The sequence below is a fragment of the Burkholderia sp. HI4860 genome (genome assembly GCF_002223045.2).
In the GTDB taxonomy this organism is placed as follows: domain Bacteria; phylum Pseudomonadota; class Gammaproteobacteria; order Burkholderiales; family Burkholderiaceae; genus Burkholderia.
Window position 1 is genome coordinate 199,324 of record NZ_NKFO02000004.1, and the last position, 18,022, is coordinate 217,345.

11 protein-coding genes and 3 pseudogenes are annotated in these 18,022 nt (G+C 59.8%); 5 read left to right on the top strand and 9 right to left on the bottom strand.

The window, feature by feature from the left end; translation table 11 throughout:
* Window positions 1-33 precede the first annotated feature (33 nt).
* A complete protein-coding gene (locus CFB34_RS33865; protein WP_226151977.1) occupies window positions 34-3,849 on the bottom strand; it encodes an RHS repeat-associated core domain-containing protein in 3,816 nt (1,271 codons plus the stop codon).
* Between the two features lie 163 nt (window positions 3,850-4,012).
* Here CFB34_RS33865 and istA (CFB34_RS33870) point away from each other — a divergent pair.
* Window positions 4,013-5,335, top strand: a pseudogene (gene istA, locus CFB34_RS33870) (IS21 family transposase); the annotation flags it as partial.
* Window positions 5,336-5,406: 71 nt separating this feature from the next.
* On the opposite strand, the gene istB (CFB34_RS33875) reads toward istA (CFB34_RS33870), so the two are convergent.
* Together istB (CFB34_RS33875) and istA (CFB34_RS33880) are read right to left on the bottom strand one after the other, a co-directional pair.
* Window positions 5,407-6,273: an IS21-like element ISBcen28 family helper ATPase IstB gene (istB, locus tag CFB34_RS33875; protein WP_062910598.1), complete on the bottom strand. Its 867-nt coding sequence runs from the start codon at window positions 6,271-6,273 to the stop codon at window positions 5,407-5,409.
* Window positions 6,270-7,526 (bottom strand): IS21 family transposase, encoded by a 1,257-nt coding sequence (istA, locus tag CFB34_RS33880; RefSeq protein WP_062910599.1) that lies wholly within the window; start codon window positions 7,524-7,526, stop codon window positions 6,270-6,272. Before istA (CFB34_RS33880) ends, istB (CFB34_RS33875) begins: the two co-directional genes overlap by 4 nt.
* Before the next feature lie 300 nt (window positions 7,527-7,826).
* On the opposite strand from istA (CFB34_RS33880), the gene istB (CFB34_RS33885) reads away from it, so the two are divergent.
* Window positions 7,827-8,624 carry an IS21-like element helper ATPase IstB gene (gene istB / locus CFB34_RS33885; RefSeq protein ID WP_045579185.1) on the top strand — a complete coding sequence of 266 codons (798 nt, stop codon included), beginning with the start codon at window positions 7,827-7,829 and terminating at the stop codon, window positions 8,622-8,624.
* Between the two features lie 55 nt (window positions 8,625-8,679).
* Here the strand turns inward: istB (CFB34_RS33885) and CFB34_RS33890 are convergent, their stop codons facing one another.
* The 3 genes from CFB34_RS33890 to CFB34_RS33900 all read right to left on the bottom strand — a co-directional run bounded on the left by CFB34_RS33890 (window position 8,680) and on the right by CFB34_RS33900 (window position 12,484).
* Window positions 8,680-10,623 (bottom strand): transglutaminase domain-containing protein, encoded by a 1,944-nt coding sequence (locus CFB34_RS33890; RefSeq protein ID WP_242808741.1) that lies wholly within the window; start codon window positions 10,621-10,623, stop codon window positions 8,680-8,682.
* 325 nt (window positions 10,624-10,948) lie between these two features.
* On the bottom strand, window positions 10,949-11,200 hold the full coding sequence (locus tag CFB34_RS33895) for an RHS repeat domain-containing protein (protein WP_077187308.1): 252 nt from the start codon (window positions 11,198-11,200) through the stop codon (window positions 10,949-10,951).
* A gap of 291 nt (window positions 11,201-11,491) precedes the next feature.
* Entirely contained in the window at window positions 11,492-12,484 is a 993-nt protein-coding gene (locus CFB34_RS33900; RefSeq protein WP_006412423.1) for an IS5-like element ISBmu2 family transposase, read from the bottom strand.
* Between the two features lie 204 nt (window positions 12,485-12,688).
* Here CFB34_RS33900 and CFB34_RS33905 point away from each other — a divergent pair.
* Window positions 12,689-13,499 (top strand): annotated as a pseudogene (locus tag CFB34_RS33905) (OB-fold nucleic acid binding domain-containing protein); the annotation flags it as partial.
* 65 nt (window positions 13,500-13,564) lie between these two features.
* Here the strand turns inward: CFB34_RS33905 and CFB34_RS33910 are convergent.
* Both CFB34_RS33910 and CFB34_RS33915 read right to left on the bottom strand, forming a co-directional pair.
* Window positions 13,565-14,305 carry an SDR family NAD(P)-dependent oxidoreductase gene (locus tag CFB34_RS33910; protein ID WP_027813519.1) on the bottom strand — a complete coding sequence of 247 codons (741 nt, stop codon included), beginning with the start codon at window positions 14,303-14,305 and terminating at the stop codon, window positions 13,565-13,567.
* Window positions 14,306-14,325: 20 nt separating this feature from the next.
* Window positions 14,326-15,234, bottom strand: coding sequence for an NAD-dependent epimerase/dehydratase family protein (locus CFB34_RS33915; protein WP_027813520.1), 909 nt, complete (start codon window positions 15,232-15,234; stop codon window positions 14,326-14,328).
* A 90-nt stretch (window positions 15,235-15,324) separates the two neighbouring features.
* Here CFB34_RS33915 and CFB34_RS33920 point away from each other — a divergent pair, with 90 nt between their 5' ends.
* Complete coding sequence (locus CFB34_RS33920; RefSeq protein WP_027813521.1) at window positions 15,325-16,209, top strand: LysR family transcriptional regulator; 885 nt, start codon at window positions 15,325-15,327, stop codon at window positions 16,207-16,209.
* 47 nt (window positions 16,210-16,256) lie between these two features.
* Window positions 16,257-16,542: pseudogene (locus tag CFB34_RS33925) on the top strand (hypothetical protein); the annotation flags it as partial.
* A gap of 55 nt (window positions 16,543-16,597) precedes the next feature.
* Here the strand turns inward: CFB34_RS33925 and trfA are convergent.
* Complete coding sequence (gene trfA / locus CFB34_RS33930; RefSeq protein ID WP_027813522.1) at window positions 16,598-17,455, bottom strand: plasmid replication initiator TrfA; 858 nt, start codon at window positions 17,453-17,455, stop codon at window positions 16,598-16,600.
* Window positions 17,456-18,022: the final 567 nt, after the last annotated feature.

Below are 18,022 nucleotides of genomic sequence, written 5' to 3' on the forward strand. Positions count from 1 at the left end.
CCCAATGCCCGTCCCACATAGAAATTTAAGTGTTTAATACGGAATCCCAGATGGCCGATAAAAGTACGTTCCAATATTTACATCACCAGACGGTAACGGAAAGACGCGATAAATATAGTTCGGTGTGACGCCCCAAAATGGGCCACCCACATCCCCTATTGGAGGAAGATGGGCGCCGATCTCTGCGCGCGCGGCATCCGGATCGCTTACGTGTCTGTCGCCGTGCCCCCATATATAACTACCCGCAAGTTGAAACGAATCCGTACCTACGATCGTGCCAGTCAATCCGTCCGGGTCGGACCGATTGACCGGGTTGTTTCCGACATATGCATACAGGTTTTGATCATCGCGACTGCCAACAGGGTCGGTCTGGAAGAATCGTCCCAGCCCCGGTGAATAGAACCTCGCTTTATAATAGTACAGTCCGAGCGAACCGATCAGTTGCTGCCCCGTGTAGCGGAACCGCGTGCCACTCGTTGCGTTCGGCTCACCAAACGGACCGTAGGTATAGATTGCCGTTTTGGCCCCCGATGTATTCGCCGTCGCGACGACGCTCCCCAGTTGATCCGTGTAGAACCAATTCTTGTTCGTGGTCCCTGATCCTTCGTACCAAACGAGCGGATTGTCTGCACCGGAACCATGAACATAGCGCCGGAGGATATTGCCCGACGAATCGTATTCGGCGACGAGTTTCGTGTCGTCGTACAGCATGTTCGTCGTGAGACTGCCAAGACCGTTCGGTTCAACAGTCTGGCGCAGGCGACCTTCTGCGTCGTACGCAAGACTCACTGTTGAGAACAATCCAGTAGTACCAGATACGAGGCGATTGTCGAGATCGTAACCATACGACCAACCGCTGTAGCTAGCCACGTTTCCGTTGTTGTCGTACCCGACAGAACCGCCAGCAGCCGTCGTGTAACGATTCAGGCCATCCGCGGTATAACTCTGGCTACCGGTCGTTCCACCGCTCCACTGGTACGCGAGGTTGCTCGGTGTGACGCTGGTTACATCCAGAATTTGATTACGTGCGTATACGAACTGCACCTGGTCGCCCGGCGCAGTCAACGCATTCGTCAGCGTTGCTAGCCCACCTTGATTGTCGTACCCGCGTTGAATCGACGTTCCATTCGCGAACGTGAGGGTGGTAGCCCGGCTCAGGTCGTCATAGGTGTACGTTGCGAGTGCTGTGCTTCCGTTCTCCTTGATCACACTCGGCCGATTCAACGCATCGTAGCTGGTAGTCGTATTGAACCCATCCGGCCACGTCGTCTGGGTCCGATTTCCTGCGGCATCGTACTGGAAATTGAGCGTTCTTCCCCCCGCCGTCGTGTTGAGCAATCGACCTGCGTTGTCCCAAGCATAGGACACCGCGTAACTGCCGTTCGCGTACTGCGACGCGGTGCGTAGTCCGCGCAGGTCATAACCGAACTGAACATTGTTAGCGCTGCTCGGATAGGTACGTGCGGTCAGGCGGTTCAGGTTATCCCAGGTCTGGGTGATCGTGCCCCCGCTACGTCTGCGGATGGTAACCACGTTCCCGTTCGGATCGTAGGTATAGCCGTCGTAATCATTGCTGTTCGCCGAGCCTGGTGTGTTGGCCAGCGGGTAGTATCGGTTCGTCAGACGGTCGAAACCATTGTATGCATAGACGGTCAGATTGTTCTTCGCATCAGCGCTCGAATTGAGTTTACCGTTCGGCGTATAGGTGTATTGCACATAGTTCTGTTGCTGCGCCGTGCCTGTCGCTTTCTGGATGGTGTTGATCGAATCGTCGACGTTGTACACCGTCGTCGTCACTCTGTTCCCCCCGTCTGCAGCGGCAAGATACTGCGTTTGCTGATATGGCCGATCGAGATCGTCATATGCCGTGTCGGTGATCGGCACTGGTGCTGCCTCTGTTGGGCAAGTCGTCGCCGATGCAGTCAGCGAAGGGCCCCATGCCCGGATAACTTTTCCTGTCGCACTGTACCGCGAGCAGTTTGTCAACCATTGAGCGCCGATCTGCCGGGCGACAGCAATTGGCCGGCCGTCCGCATCATAGGTGGTCTGAGTTTGCTTCCCCAGCGCATCCGTGACCACGGTCGGGCGCCGTTCGCTGTCGTAGCTAGTCGTCACCGTATCGGTCACGTCAGTACGCGGCCCGTCCACCACGGTCAGGTTGCCGATGTCGTCATAGGTGTACGTGGTCGTGAGATTCAGTGTTCCCGTGCCGGCGTCGACTGTCGTGGTCGCGGGCACTTCGTGGTGCGCCCAATCATAGGTCCGCGTCGTCGCAGTGGAATTCGATGCGCTCGTCTTGACCGTCGTCTTCCACAAGAGATACATCGTCGGGAAGCCCGTCGGTGTCCAGGAATAGTAATCATAGGCTGTCCATGGCGCTACCCCGCTCGCGTCAACCGGCGAGGTAACGGTCGCGATGTCGCCCCAGGGCGCATAGGTGTACGTCGTGGCATTGCCTCGCGCATCGGTTTCAGTTGCAACCTTGTTGTAGGCACTCTCATAGGTGAAGCTTCGAGTGAGCGGTGCGAGACCTGAGCCGGATGGTGCGAACTGCGTGATCGACTTCACGTTCTGCGTGCAGCGTTTCTCCGAGCTCGCACAGGATGCATCGTCGTACGTGTACGAGAAGCCATTCCCCTGAGGCAAAGTCTTGGTAATCAGCCGCCCCTGTCCGTCGTAAGCGAATTGGGTGACGTTGAACAGCGGATCCGCTTGCTGCAACACATTCCCGAGCACATCGAGATAGCTGAGCCTCGTGATACCACCCGGCGCAGATTCAAGAGCTCGCGATCCAGCGAAATAGTAGCTGTATGTCTTGCCTCGCGCGTTCGTCTGCGTTTGGACTCGTCCAAGGCTGTCATAGACGTTCGTCACGCCGGCGGTGGACGGGAAGCTCGGATAAAAGATTTGCGTTATCTGACCGGGCAACCCATAGCCGTATGTCGTGCTCTTCGACAACGTGTCGGTGAAGGTCGTCAGATTGCCATTCGCGTCGTAGCCATATTGAACCGTTCGAGCGCCGTCAGAGACCTGGCTAATCCGTCCGTTCGTATAGCTGAAATTTAGTGTGCGCCAGAAGCCGTTGCTGACGCTGGTCAAGTTGCTTCCGGTGTAGCTGTAGTTGACCTGCGTGCCGTTGGCGTCTTTGTAGGTATCGATGTTCCCCGACGAATTGAAGTGCATCGAGTTATGGTGAACGGTGTCGTACGTGTAAGTGCCATCCCCGTTCAGTATCAGCTTCGAAGAATTCCCCGGGGGTGGGTTGAAACTACCGTCCGGCAACTTCACGAACACCTCGCCATTCAGACCTTGTGTGACGATCACGGTATTGTTGATCAGCTGATCGCCGAACCACCGTTGCCCCAAAGTCGCAATGACCAATTTTTCAATCGGGTGTGACGCATCAGTAAGCAGATCCGACGACGCCTTCATCTCGACCAACGCGGCTACCGCATCGAGCGCTGAATCTTCCCCCATTCCCTGATAACCGTCGGAATTTACCTTTGCGGTCACGCTGAAGTTGTGAGCCCAGCCCTTCCCAAGCACACTGTCCTGATTCTTGGCGCTCGAACTATATATGCGGCTGAAGGTGAGGCGCTGCGGAAAGAGGCCCACACCTGACGATAGGTCATCGCGGCTGTACGTAAAATTCCCGGCCGCCAGGCCGATGGGGTCGGCAACGAAATTGAATGGCTCGCCTTGGAGAGACGTCCCACCTTGGAGAGACGGCGCAAATCGGAAGCTGCCATCGCTTAGGACGGTCACCGGAAGGTTGTACATCGAAGGCGGAAACGGCGACGCGACCTGCGCCAACGGGGAAAGGGTGGAGAGAAACTGACCCAGGGTCATGTATCCTCCGGCGAGGTTCCCCGTGATCAACGCACCCAGAAATACGGGGTGTTAACGCGCGCGCAGAATTGACCCACCTGACGGTGTGATTTGCACCGAAATTTGACCCACGTGATTGAATGTCCTGCTCAATATTTGAGCAGGAGATACAGAGGTGATCACGGTGGGCATGCTGGCCAAGATCAGGCGGATGTATTTCCGCGAGAAGGTGCCGTTGCGGGAGATCGCGCGGCGAACGGGGTTGTCCCGAAACACGGTACGGACATGGCTAAAACAGCCGGAAGCGGCAGAGCCGAAGTACCCGAAACGGGTCAGTCCGAGCGTGGTGGACGAATGGGCCGGGCAGCTTGAGGAATGGCTGCGCACGGACAGCCACCGCCCGAAACGGGACCGGCGCACGGCGCGGTTCATGTTCGAGGCGATCCGCGCGCAGGGATTCAGCGGAAGCTATACGCGCGTGAGCGAGTTCGCGCGACGCTGGCGCGAGCAGCAGACGCAGGCTCCGCGCCGACAGGCCTACGTGCCGCTGGCGTTTGAGCTGGGCGAGGCCTTCCAGTTCGACTGGAGCTGCGAATACGTCTTCGTCGGCGGACTGCGCCGACGCCTTGAGGTCGCCCATGTGAAGCTGAACGCGAGCCGCGCGTTCTGGCTGGTAGCCTACCCGACCCAGAGTCACGAGATGCTGTTCGACGCGCACGCGAAGGCGTTCGCCGCGTTCGGCGGCGTACCGCGCCGGGGCATCTATGACAACATGAAGACGGCCGTGGACAAGGTCGGGCGTGGCAAGGCGCGCACGGTCAACGCCCGCTTCGAGGCGATGTGCAGTCACTACCTGTTCGAGCCGGAGTTTTGCAATCGCGCGGCCGGGTGGGAGAAAGGCATCGTCGAGAAGAACGTGCAGGATCGGCGTCGGCAGATCTGGCATGAAGCGGCCCAGCAGCGCTGGGCGTCGCTGGAAACGCTGAACGACTGGGTGTCGCAGCGGTGCCGCCAGGCTTGGCAGATGCGGCATCCGCAGTGGCCGGAGTTGACGGTCGAGGACGTGTTGCAGGACGAGCGCACGCGCCTGATGCCGAACCCGCGTCCGTTCGACGGCTACGTCGAGCAGTTCCTGCGCGTGTCGTCGACCGGCCTGATCCACTTCCAGCGCAACCGCTACAGCGTGCCGACCGAGTTCGTGAACCAGCTCGTGAGTGTGCGCAGCTATCCGGCGTGGCTAAGCGTGGTCGCCGACGACCGGGAGATCGCCCGTCACACGCGCAGCTTCGAGCGGCACATGACGTTCTACGACTGGCAGCACTACATCACGCTGGTCGAGCGCAAGCCCGGTGCGCTGCGCAACGGCGCACCGTTCGCGACGATGCCGCAGCCGCTTCAGGACTTGCAGCGGCATCTGCTGAAGCATCCCGGCGGGGATCGCGTGATGACCGAGGTGCTGAGCGCGGTGCGCGAGCACGGACTCGATGCGGTGTTGCTGGCCGCGCAGACCGTGTCAACCTCGGCCGTAATTTCCCCAGAAGTGTCGAAGTAAAATTCCCCACCCTGTTCGGACGGTGATCAACCGGCGACGTGATCGAATGGGTTCCTTCGGGGGCGGCCCGGGCGCCGGCGAGCCGGTTCAGCGGGCACGGGGTTCAGGGAAGACAGACGGTTGCGCAGATGGTCCGGCAGCAGATCGGCGTGTTCTCGCAGGCGGTACGATGTGCCTTCGATCTGCACGACGATCGCGTGGTGCAGCAGCCGGTCGAGCAACGCCGCGGCCACCACGCTGTCGCCGAACACGTCACCCCATTCACCGAAGCTGCGGTTGGACGTCAGGATGATCGCGCAGCGCTCGTAGCAGGCGTTGACGAGCTGGAAGAACAGATTGCCGCCGTTGGAGCCGATGGGCAGGTAGCCGATCTCGTCGACGATGAGCAGGCTGTTACGGGCAAGGAAGCGCACGCGCTGCGCCAAGTTGCCTTCCCGTTCGGCCTTGGCCATCGAGTTCACGATCTCGGCCAGAGAGCCGAAGTAGACGCTCTTGCCCGCGCGTACGGCTTCCACGCCCAGCGCAATGGACAGGTGCGATTTGCCCGTGCCGGGCGGCCCCAGGAAGTGAACGGTCTGTCGTCGTTCGATGAACTCGAGTTGCGCAAGCGTCATGATGCGATCGCGATCCAGGCTCGGCTGGAAGCTGAAGTCGTAGCCGGCCAGCGTCTTGATCGTGCCGAGCCGCGCGGTCTGCAGCGCCATCCGGATGCGGCGTGTTTCGCGTGTCGTGAACTCCTCGCCCAGCAACGTTTCCAGCACTTCGAGCATCGAACTGTCGCCTTGCTCGAAGCGGTTCAGGGTGGCATCCAGCGTTTCGAGCGCGCGCGGCATGCGCAGGCCGACGAGATAGCGCCGGATGCGCTCCAGTGTCGAGGCAGGCATGCTGTTCATGCGGTCCTCCCGGCTTCTGCGAGACGTCTTGCGACCTGGTCATAGAACGACAAGGGCCGGCGAGCCACGCTCGCCGTCACCGATGGCACGGGGTGCCGTGCCGGCTGCTTACGCTGGTTTGCACGCCGATGACCGGGCAACAGCGAGGTTCGTCGCCGGCCTTCCAACACGGGATGCACCGCCAGCAGTTCACCGTCCTCGTAGATACGGATCTCGTGAGCCAGACTGTGGACGTCGAGCACGCGCTTGCGCGTACGATCGGGCACGCTGTAGTAGTTGCCGCCGACCGAGACGAGACCTTCGTGGCTCACGCGCCGCTCAAGCCGGATCACGCCGTTGAAGGTGCCGGCCGGCAACGCCTGCAGCGTAGGACGCTCCTCACTGAAGTGCTGAGCGACGACGCGGTGCGTGGTGCCGTGCACGCGGACATTGGCAACCGTGTCGAGCCACTCGCGCAACTGTCGGTTCAGGTCGGCGAGATTCTGGAAGCGACGCGCCAGGAAGAAGTCCTGCCGGATATAGCGGTACGGCCGCTCGACCTTGCCTTTGGTCTTGGCGCGATACGCCTTGCAGGCGCGCGGCGCGAAGCCGTAGTGCTGCGCAAACGCGACCAGCTTCGCGTTGTAGACGATGTGCTTCTCGACTTCGCCCAGCACAGCCGCCTTCATCCGGTCGTACAGAATCTCGTGCGGAGCGCCGCCGAGGTGCTCGAACGCTTCCATGTGGCAGCGCAGGACGGTCTGCAGGTCCTGATGCTCGACGAAGCGTCCCCAGAGATAACGGCTGTGTCCAAGCACGATCGAGAACAGCCAGATCGAACGTCGCTGGCCAGGCGCGTCGTCGAACTCGACATTGAAGTGGGCGAAATCCACCTGCGCTTGATGCCCCGCAGGCGTTTCAAAGCGCACCTCGAAGCCGCGCTGGCGTGGGGGGCGGACCTCCCGAACGAGATCGCCCAGCGCCGTGCGGCCGCCCGCGTAACCCATGGCTCGAATCTCGCGCAGCAGACGCTCGACGCTCAGGTCGGGAAACTCGCGGACACGTTCGGTGACGTAGTGGACGAACGGATCGACCACGCACGGTCGCGGTGCGCGCGGACCGTAACGCGGCGCCTGAACGCCATTCCTGATGTATTTACGAACGGTCTTGCGGTCCATACTCAGTCGAGCAGCGATGGCCGAAATACTCAGCCCTTGCCGATGCAATTCCAGAATCGTCATCACTTCCTCCAGCTCGACCACCGACACCCCCACGACGGATCTCCAGGGCGATATGGTCGGCGATCGACAGGACGGCGCCGCTACCGCGGCGCCGTCAGACAAAAAACTGGGGAAAATTACTTCGACGAAAGTGGGGAGTATCTATCCGACGCTGACAGACCGCGCTCGACTCGGGCCGCCCCAGTGGCGATCACGTCCTCAACGTATTGAGCCGCCTGAAGGCTCCGGCCGACCGGAAGGTCATGGCCGTCACCGCACTCAACCTGAACGAAGAACCTGTCGCGGATGTCGGCCGCTATGAACGCCTGCGCGCAACCGAACCGGAGCACCGCCATGTCCAATGAAGTCATCGCCCGCCTCAAGGAGCTGAAGCTGCACGGCATGGCCAGCAGCTGGGCGGAACTGTATGCGCAGTCCCGCCACACTGAGTTCGACCCGGAACGCTTCATGCAGCAGTTGCTACTGGCCGAAGGGGCCGAGCGCGAAGTGCGCTCGATTGGTTACCAGATGGCGGCAGCCCGCTTCCCGGCGCACCGCGACCTCAAGGGCTTCGACTTCGCGCAGGCGCGTGCCGATGAAGATCTGATCCGTGAGCTGTACCAGATGAAGTTCCTCGACAGCGCGCACAACGTCGTGTTCATCGGTGGGCCGGGCACGGGCAAAACCCATCTGGCCACGGCCATTGGCATCGAAGCCGTCCAGCGGCACGGCAAGCGTGTGCGGTACTTCTCCACGATCGAGCTGGCCAACGCACTGGAGCTGGAAAAAGCCGCGGGCAAGCAGGGGCAGCTCGCGCACCGGCTCACGCACGTCGATCTGGTGATTCTGGACGAAATGGGCTATCTGCCATTCAGCCAGACCGCCGGGGCACTGCTGTTCCACCTGCTCTCGAAGCTGTACGAGCGCACCAGCGTGGCGATCACGACCAACCTGAGCTTCGGGGAATGGGCCAGTGTGTTCGGCGACGCCAAGATGACCACGGCGCTGCTCGACCGGCTCACGCATCACTGCCACATCGTTGAAACCGGAAACGAATCGTGGCGCTTCAAGGAGAGTTCGACCAAGGTCCGGGCAACCCGGAAAAAGACCGTCAGGGAGGCGGACAACGCAGAGTTATCCACAACGCGGTAGATGTATTACGCTGTCTCGGGGTGGGTCAAATTTAGATGAAAACGGTGGGTCAAATTTAGCTGCGCGCCAACAATACGGGGCTCTGCACGTAGTAGCCAGCACCCGTCCAGCTGTTCTCAGTCAGATCACAGTGTTGCGGCAAAACCAGGCTGAACCCGCTAGACAGGTAAGAACTGAAGGTGCCGTAGTAAGCGCTGCAATTCACCAAATTCGGTTGAACGGCGGTAGCATAGTTTGCCGATGTTGCGTTGTAGATCGGCTGCCCGGCCGCCGCAGCCGTATCGATCAACTTCACCGTAGACGCCGCTGAAACAGAACTGATCTGTTGCACAACAGTCGATTCCAAAATGCTCGAGTGCATCCCCTGTAGGAAAAAGGCCATGGTCTCGCTATTCGAGTCACCAGAGACGCTCGCCACTGAAAATGTGCCGCCGGGCAGGTCCACGTAGGAGGACGCACCGGTATAACCTGCAACACCGATATCGTGATGAACCAGGAACGTGGTGTTGGACAAGCGCTCGCTTAGGGACTGCATCCGAGATGTTTGGCCAAGCCAATGTGCGGCGACAACAGCCAAAGTGGTTCCCCCCACCGCCTCCGATGTGTCGGCCGCGCCCGCCGCTCGAAGGTTGCCGAGCGCGGTTTGATAATAGTTCGGCAGGCCACGACCGGTCGGTCCCCACGCATTCGCAATCGTGAACACGTTTCCGGGTTTCGCGACAATCGTTTGATTGATGGTCAGGTTTGCAGCTGTCGTAGCATATGCGTTGTGCGTCGCTGTAAGGGTGAGGATCGTGGACGCACCAGAAGGAGGGGCCGTGCCAGGACTTCCCACTGCAGAACCGTCGAGGGTGAGGATCGGCTGATTAGTAGAGTTGTACGTGATGGTTAGCCGATGACCGTAGATCGCATCCGACGAGTAGGTCTGATCGATCCCCTGATATTGGATCCGCAAAGTCGGCTTCATGGATATCGGAACATCCGTCTGATCCTGAAGCGCATAGACCGTGTTTTGCAGCGGTGGCGATGTGTAGTGCGGAATCGCCCCGTAGATCAGATCGATTGATTTGCCGCCAACCACATCGTCGACCGTAGCCGCTGGCATGTTCGATCGCAAATACGTCGCGAGGTTATTGGCGTAGGTCGTCAGGTTGTTTCGAATGTTCGTGCGATTGATGTTCTGTGCATAGTCCGCGGTGATCGTCGCTCCGCTCTTCGCCGAATTCAGGAACGTCGGTGCGTCGTAGCCTGTCGTGCTCGAACTGGCGAGATTGATGCCGGTCTTGAATGAATGAGTTTTGTAGCTCGGATCGAAATAGTAGGTCGTACCGTTGATGACCGTCTTTACCCAGACGTGCCCCACTGACACGTCAACCAGTGCAGATGTGTTACCAGGACACTGCCCGGGACTCACTGCCGTCGCCCCATAGATTGGAAATCCGCCGTCGCCTAGCAGCTTCAGGATTCCACAAACATTTGATGTATCGACGCCGTAAAGCGTGTTGAATTGTGCTGCCGTGTACTTGATCACCCCTGTCGTGAAGCTCGCTGTATAGCCGGATGCTCGGAGGAGATCGACCATCAACATCGCTTGATCATAGACGGTCCCCTGATTGTCCAGCACGGCGCCAAATGAGCCCTTCTGAGTACCGTATACCGGATACACCTCGACGTTGTTGCGAACGTATTGATAGATGACGTCCGGGTTATAGTTGAGTGCGCGAGCAAGTTCGGCAATCGATGCCGGCCCTTGAGGACTTCCGTTGCCGCCCGCACTCATGACGTTGGCACGTGCGCTGCGCGTGGACGGTGCAACGGTTTTCGTATTGACCGCTGCGCCTTGATTGACGTTCGGCGGGAGGACGACTCGCGAGCGGGATTGCTCCCACTCTTTACCGGAGATCGGAAACATATTGACTGCATTTCTCCCCGGCCCCTGCGCATTAGCGAGTGCCGAAATATCCTCCGGAGAATACGCAATCGCAGGCTTCCCGCTCACGAAGGTCACCGGCTGCCCGACGCCAGAGGGAGGTGGCTCCTTTCCAACGTAGTGCTTCGAAGACTTCGGTGCAGTCGGCTGTGCACCCAACATCCAATCCGCTGGCACCTTTTTGGCGGTTGGTGGCAAGGCGGATTGAATAGGGCTAGCAAGAGTGTGAGATCCGAGAGCCATCAGGGCACTCAGAAGGAAGACACGCACTGACTGCCGGAAATCGACGCGCGGAAACGTGGGCATTACATCCCCCGATAGGATTCTAAATACTTCGAACTACGAAATTAGATGAGCTGTTGTTGCGTGCTATGTGCTGTGACTGCTTACCTCGCTATGGGGATGTGGTGGAGACGGACGTTCGGTTTCCCGCTGCGTCGTAGTTGTAGGTAACCGTTGTGGTAGTGGAGCCGTTATTGAAAACGGCCTTTGTCAACCGGCCCAGCGGGTCGTACGTATAGGTGATGGAGCCGGACGTTGCGATAGCACTGACAACCACTAACGCCAGGGCTATAGTCCCTCGAATGAAACGGTGCATGACTCGTTCGCCATGGCGAACGCCAAGCTCGAATTTCGGACGACGCATATTGCCCCCGGGTGCATCCGTTGTAATCGTTTGTCGCAACGCGCTTAAGGCAAGAAAGTGGAACTTTCCCTACGCCTGTTTTGCACTTCGGCTCTCAGAATTTCTTTTCTGAAACATTTTGAAATAAACATATCAAAGCATTTCGTTCCCCGATACCTAGGGAAACGCTGATCAATGGACCAACTTCCGAAGTTGCAGGCGAGATGGCTTCAAATTTTCTGGATGACGAAGCGAATCGGCGCTCAATTCAGTGAATTTGGCGCGTAAGCGAGCCTCCCCTGCTCGCATTTTTCATACGCATGACGGACTGCTCCCATGGACCGATCGCAACAGATTTCGCGCAATCACCAGATTCGCCAGAGCGAACAGGCTGAACAGTTGCGCGGTGTTCTTGGCCAAGCCCTTGTATCGGGTCTTGCGATGCTGAAACAGATTCTTGACGATATGAAACGGATGCTCAACCCGCGAACGGATCTGCGCCTTGGTTCGCTCGAGCGCGATCACCAGGTCCTTCAGCGCTCCTTCTTGCATCGCCTTGATCTTTCCCCGCCTGGCAGCGACGTGCCACTTCACGGCCTTGCCCGCCATTTCCTCGCGCTTGTCGACGCCAATGTAGCCCGCGTCGGCGAACACCTGCTCTTCATGCCCGTGCAGCAGGGCATGAGCTTGCGATACATCCGACACGTTGGCCGCCGTGCCAACCACACTGTGAATCAGGCCCGAGTCGGCGTCGACGCCAATGTGGGCTTTCATGCCAAAGTGCCATTCGTTGCCCTTCTTCGTTTGATGCATTTCCGGGTCACGGCTCTTCCCGGCATTCTTGGTCGACGGCGGCGCTTCAATGATCGTCGCGTCAACCAGCGTGCCTTCCTTCATCATCAGCCCACGCTCGCACAGCGAGATGCCAATCTCGTCGAACAACTTCCGTGTCAGTTCGTGTTCGATCAGCAGGCGCCGGAACTTCAACAGCGTGGTTGCATCAGGCACGTTCTCGATCGCCAGATCGATGCCGGCGAAGGCTCGCAGCGTGATGCTGTCATACAGCGCGTCTTCCAGTCCTTCGTCCGACAGTCCGTACCACTGTTGCACGAAGTAGATTCGCAGCATCCGCTCAAGGCCAATCGGCGGGCGACCTCGCGTGCCCTTCGGATAGTGCGGTTCGATGGCCGACAGCAAGCGCTGCCACGGAACGACCTTCTCCATCTCTTCCAGGAAGCGTTGGCGCCTCGTCACTCGCTTCTTGCCTGCAATTTCCGCTTCCGCGAAGCCGATCTGCCTCTTCATCGTCGTGGGTCCGTTCCGTGAGCTGTCTTCTAAACGTCCTCGGCTACGTCTGCGATGACCGCCGAGCCGAATAAATCAGCGTTTCCCTAGGGTATACGCCCAAACAAACGGAGGCTTCGTCCAGTACCTAGTCTAGAGCCGTGCGCCGCGTGCTCGGGTTCGGTACTCTGGGGCCCACGCCGTTCGATTGGTTCTCGCATATCCTCGCAGCTACCGCAGGACGCAAGACACCGCGGCGCTGCGGTGCTCCCGTGTCGACATCGACGGGAGCACATTGGATTCGGCGATCGAAGGGCCGACAACGTCGGCGCCCGTGCGTCTCGGCTTCTCGCTGTTGCGCGGCATGCGCGAGGACGTCGCCGGCCGCATCGAGCTCGCACGCGCAGCGCGCCCGTTCGTCGACGTCGCGGACCTCGCGCGCCGTGCGCAGCTCGATCGGCACGACCTGCAGGTGCTCGCGGGTGCGAACGCACTTCGCTCGCTCGCCGGCGATAACCGACGCGACGCGCTCTGGCTGGCTGCCCCCGCCGTGCCTGATCGAGATCTGCTGCGCGGCACCGAATGTGACGACGCGGTGCCGGCATTGCCTCGGGCATCGGAGGGTCACGAGATCGTGACGGACTATCGCGCGATGGGCTTCACGCTCGGCCGGCACCCGCTGGCGCAGCTGCGCGATCGCCTCGCGCTGGATCACCTGCAGTCTGCCGAGCAGCTCGCAACGCTGCGCAGCGGGCAGCTCGCGCGCGCGTGCGGAGTGGTCACGGTACGGCAGCGGCCGGGCACGGCGAACGGCGTGCTGTTCTTGACGCTCGAAGACGAGACGGGCCAGGTCAACGTGATCCTGTGGCCTGGACTGCTGGAGAAGTTTCGGAAGGAGGCGCTCGGCGCCGCGTTGCTCGCGGTCTACGGTGTTAGGCAGGCCGAGGGGAAAGTGCGGCACCTGATCGCGAGCAAGCTCGTCGACAGGACTGAGTTGCTCGGCGCCCTACCGACCACATCGCGGGAATTTTGTTGAGATCTCTCTCTGTGGCCCCTACCGAGAATCGATCCGGTATTCTTCCGGCCGCTCCCCCTCTTCCGTCATAGCCTCATCCAGCCACCATCGACCACTAGCGTCTGACCCGTGACAAAGCGGGCATCGTCACTGGTGAGGAAAGCCACCGGGCCGGCGATGTCAGCGGGTGTACCGAGTCGCTTGATGGCCTGCTGCATGTAGACTTGCGCCTTCTGCTCGTTCGGCATGCCGCTGGCACCTTCGGTGTCAGTGATGCCGGGATGCACCGCATTGACGATAATGTTGTCGGCCGCCAGTTCGTTGGCGAGCGCACGTACCAAGCCGATCGCGCCCAGTTTGGATGCGTAATAGTGCGAGAAACCCATACCGGGCGGGGTCACCATGCCGACAGCATCCGATCCGATCGTGACGATCGCACCGCGGCCCGCCTTGCGCATTAGCGGCACGATGGCACGGGCGCCGAGCACATGCGCATCGAGGTTCACCGCCATCACGCGGCGCCATTCGGCAGGCGTCATCTGGTCGAGTGTCGCCAGGGGATAAATGCCTGCGGCATGGACAAGGATGTCGACCCGCCCGAATGCCTGTTCGACTTGGCTGGCGACTGCGGCCCAGCCGTCTTCGCTCGTCACGTCGGCTGCAATGGCAATGGCGTCATGGCCGATCGCCATGGCGGCTTCGTCGGCCTTCTCGCGATTAACAATCACCACCTGAGCACCGCGTTGTGCGAGAAGATTAGCGATGCCGCGACCGATGCCCTGCTTGCCGCCAGTGATGATGGCGATCTTGTTGTCATGTGTCTTCATGAATGTGCTCCTTGGTTGGGTTAAGAAATCGCGAGCGCCCGCAGGCGCGGCTCACCGATTTCGGAAAGAAGGTCGAGTCGGGTAGGCTTCCAGCCCAGCTCACCCCGAGTTCGCGGATCGCGTGAGCGGCTACACGCCGAGTGAATCAGTGCGCCGAAGGGGCCGAATACTTTGACGGCCTCGTCCATCGACAGGCTGCGCGTCTTGACGCCCAGGTCACGCGCCACGGCTTCGGCAATCCATCCGTAAGCAATTTCGCCGGCAGCAGCGTGGTACAGCGCGCCGGGTTGCCCGCGTTCGATGGCCAGTGAGAACAGGCGTGCCAGGTCGTCGCCGTGCACGTTGGAATAGGCGGCAAGCCCGGACCCGATGTAGCAGGCCGCCCCTGTGAGCGCGACCGAGCGATACACTTGGGCTACCGGGCCGTTGTCCCCCGGGCCCCAGATTAGCGGTGGCCGGATCACCATGCTGCGCAACTCACGCCGAGCGGCAGCGCGGACGATTTCTTCCGCCTCGACCCTGAGAAGTGCCAAAGGCTCCGGCACGAAGGAATCATCCTCCGCGAAGCTGTCCGGGCTCCACGCACCGCCCGTTCGCTGCATGAAGACACCGCTTCCTGAAAGAAAGATCAAAGTCTTCGCGCTGCCGGCAAGCGCGTCGCATAGCCTCCGGATAACAGCCGGCTCGCGCTCAAAAGCGACCTGGGCGGCATAGACAATGACGTTAGCCGAGCAAGCTGCAGCCAGTACCGGTGCGAGATCGGTGTCGAGATCTCCGTGCACGGGCTGGACGCCGACGGCCCGCAGAGCAGATTCTGCGTGGCTGGAACGCGCGAGCCCTGACACCTCTTGCCCTTGCGCAACGAAATGTCTTGCAAGGGTGCTTCCCACAAATCCTGAGGCGCCAATGACAAAAATATTCTGTGACATGGAAGACTCCTTTGCCATGCAGCGTAGGGTCTATCCATCCACCTGAGAAGCCTATATTATTCGATACAAACCATCTACGGAAAAGATACATTGCTGGACGGTGTTTCCCTCGATCACTTGCGTACCTTCGTCGCTGCAGCAGACGAGGGCAGTTTTTCGGCGGCGGGCCGAGCGATCAGCCGCGCGCAATCGGTAGTGAGCCAGACCATTGCCAATTTGGAAGCGCAGCTCGGCGTCACCTTGTTCGAACGCGTCGGCCGCTACCCCCGCTTGACGGCACACGGAGAGAACCTGCTGGTGGATGCGCGCCGCGTCGTGCTGGATGCCGACGCCCTGAAGGCCAAGGCCCGAAGCTTCTCCGCCGGCCTAGAGCCCGAACTCTCCATCGTCGTCGATGTCATGTTTCCGCAGCAATGCCTGACCGATGCTTTGAGCAGCTTTAAGCAACGCTTCCCGTCCACGCCGCTCAGGCTCCATGTCGAGGCGTTGGGTCGGGTGGCGGAACTTGTGCTCAATGGTCAGTGCAGTCTCGGTATAACCGGGACGCTGCCGTTCCTTCCCCCTGGACTTGCTGCCGAGCGGCTGTTCAGCGAGGAAATGGTCACGGTAGTGGCCCCAGGATCGCCCCTAGCCGGTAAACGGGGCGCTATCGTGTTCCGGGAGTTGTTGAATGAAACACAACTCGTCCTCACCGACCGCTCTACCCTGACTCACGGCGTCGACTTCGGAGTGCAGGGAAAGAATATTTGGCGGCTCGCCGATCTCGGCGCGAAGCACGCTTTCTTGCGCGCGGGACTCGGATGGGGGCACATGCCGCTCTGGCTTATCAAAGAAGACCTGAAGGAAGGACGCTTGGTGCGTATCGTATTGGAAGGGCCTTCGGCAGGTTTAATGCCTTTCCAGGCAACCTATCTCACTGATCGCTTGCCCGGCCCTGCTGGCAGATGGTTGCTGGAACGCTTCGCGCCAACCTGACCATATTTCGGTACACCCCTGCAGTCGAGCGAGCAGCTGGCAACGCTGGGCAGCGGGCAGCGCGTGCGTACGGACTGGTAACGGTACGGCAGCGGCCGGGCACGGCGAACGGCGTGCTCTTCATGACGCTCGAGGACGAGGCGGGCCAGGTCAACGTGACCCTCTTCCGGACTGCTGGAGAAGTTTCGGAAGGAGGCGCTCGGCGCCGCGTTGCTGGCCGTGTACGGCGTTTGGCACGCCGAAGGGAAAGTGTGTCACCCGATCGCTAGCAAGCTCGTCGACAGGACCGAATTGCTCGGTGCCCTGCCGACGACGTCGCGGGAGTTTTGCTAGTCGATCATCACCAAACTACAAGGCGCGTCGTTGGCCGGCGAACACCGCCTCATTTTCAGGCCGCAATCGCGCCACGCGACGACGCACGCACGACATGCACCAGGTCGTTCTTGTCAATCGTCCAGCTGACCAAGAAGCCCTCTTTCACGAGTTCGTCGAGCGCCTTCTTCAAGTTCGCGCGAAAGTGGAACAACTCTTTCGTCTGCGAACCGCATTGACGATGAAGGAAACGTACGGAATGCGCGAAAGGCACTGCATGGGTGTGGTAGTACGTATGCAACCATTTTGACAACTCATATCGCAGCCGCTGACGCTGCTCACGCGCCAGCCGCGTGTAGTCGTCGTCAGAGAAAAGCGCGACGATTTCCGGTTCGACGTACGCCACCCACCGCGTCTTGCCGTCAGTTCCCGTCTCGGTGCCTTCCTTCCACAGGAATTTACGGATCAACGACCCGACAAACCCCTTTTTGTTGCCCGTGAAGCGAACCTTAACTTGCCCCGCTTGCAACCGCTCCAGCGTTGTCACGAGCCTGTCGTAACACTTTACCGACGTGCCCCAGCCAAGCGACTTCAACACGCTGTAGCCTGTGAATTCCACCTTCTCGTTCAGCTGAGTATCACGGGCCAGGTGAAGCACTTCAAGAAAGACGTCCGCGTCGTCCTGTCTAAGCTCTTCCCCGCTAAACGAAATTTCGACGCCATCAACGCTAGCGATCAGCGCCTTCTCCATTCGGCTACGCGGCGCATTCGATTTGTTCACGTTGAACAGTGCCGAGCGCGCGAGCGCGTTTGGCATCCCACGAACGTTCGCCGGCCACAGTGGAATCTGTGTCGGATGGGATTGCGTTTCCACACCCGCGCTGCTAGCGCGGGCTGCGATCGCTTTCACCTGGTCGACGATGGAATTTGCCATGCGAGAAGTATAAGTACGTGAATTTCGCCATCAAGACCCTTGTCTCGTCTCTCCAGCGATGGTTCAACAAAAAAACTACGGGACTATCGTGCCTCCAGCGAGGTATCACGGTGCATTCGTCACTGCAGCGATGTTCCTCGTTCCTCCAGCGTGAAGCCCCTATCGTGCCTGCAACGAGGTCAATCGTGCCTCCAGCGAGGCACCACTCGTATCGCCAGCGATGGCACTATCGTTCTTCCAGCGAGCGAGCCTTACAAAAAACACCTTTGTAATCAATCGCCTACCTCTGTTGTCCACAGAGCCTAATCTTCTTTTAATCTTTTTCTAATCGACCGATCCATCGTTGTAAGCACGATACCTCCGCGCCAACAGAGTCGCGTCGGAGCGGCAAACCATCGCTGGAAGAACGACAATGCTGGAGAAAGTAGTCCTCTCGACCATCGCTGGAGAGACGACCCCCGCCCTATCAGCATCGCTGGAAGAACGAGACAATACCGTCAAGCGGCAGCGCTACAAGGTGAGTACACACTCTCACGCAGATGCCCGCCGCATATAGAGCATCGCTGG

Bases quoted from the DNA above. Each gene is read 5' to 3' on its own strand.
- CFB34_RS33915 (WP_027813520.1), bottom strand. From the start codon at position 15,234: ATGTCACAGAATATTTTTGTCATTGGCGCCTCAGGATTTGTGGGAAGC.
- CFB34_RS33900 (WP_006412423.1), bottom strand. From the start codon at position 12,484: ATGAAGAGGCAGATCGGCTTCGCGGAAGCGGAAATTGCAGGCAAGAAG.
- CFB34_RS33910 (WP_027813519.1), bottom strand. From the start codon at position 14,305: ATGAAGACACATGACAACAAGATCGCCATCATCACTGGCGGCAAGCAG.
- istB (WP_045579185.1), top strand. From the start codon at position 7,827: ATGTCCAATGAAGTCATCGCCCGCCTCAAGGAGCTGAAGCTGCACGGC.
- CFB34_RS33895 (WP_077187308.1), bottom strand. From the start codon at position 11,200: ATGCGTCGTCCGAAATTCGAGCTTGGCGTTCGCCATGGCGAACGAGTC.
- istB (WP_062910598.1), bottom strand. From the start codon at position 6,273: ATGAACAGCATGCCTGCCTCGACACTGGAGCGCATCCGGCGCTATCTC.
- CFB34_RS33865 (WP_226151977.1), bottom strand. From the start codon at position 3,849: ATGACCCTGGGTCAGTTTCTCTCCACCCTTTCCCCGTTGGCGCAGGTC.
- trfA (WP_027813522.1), bottom strand. From the start codon at position 17,455: ATGGCAAATTCCATCGTCGACCAGGTGAAAGCGATCGCAGCCCGCGCT.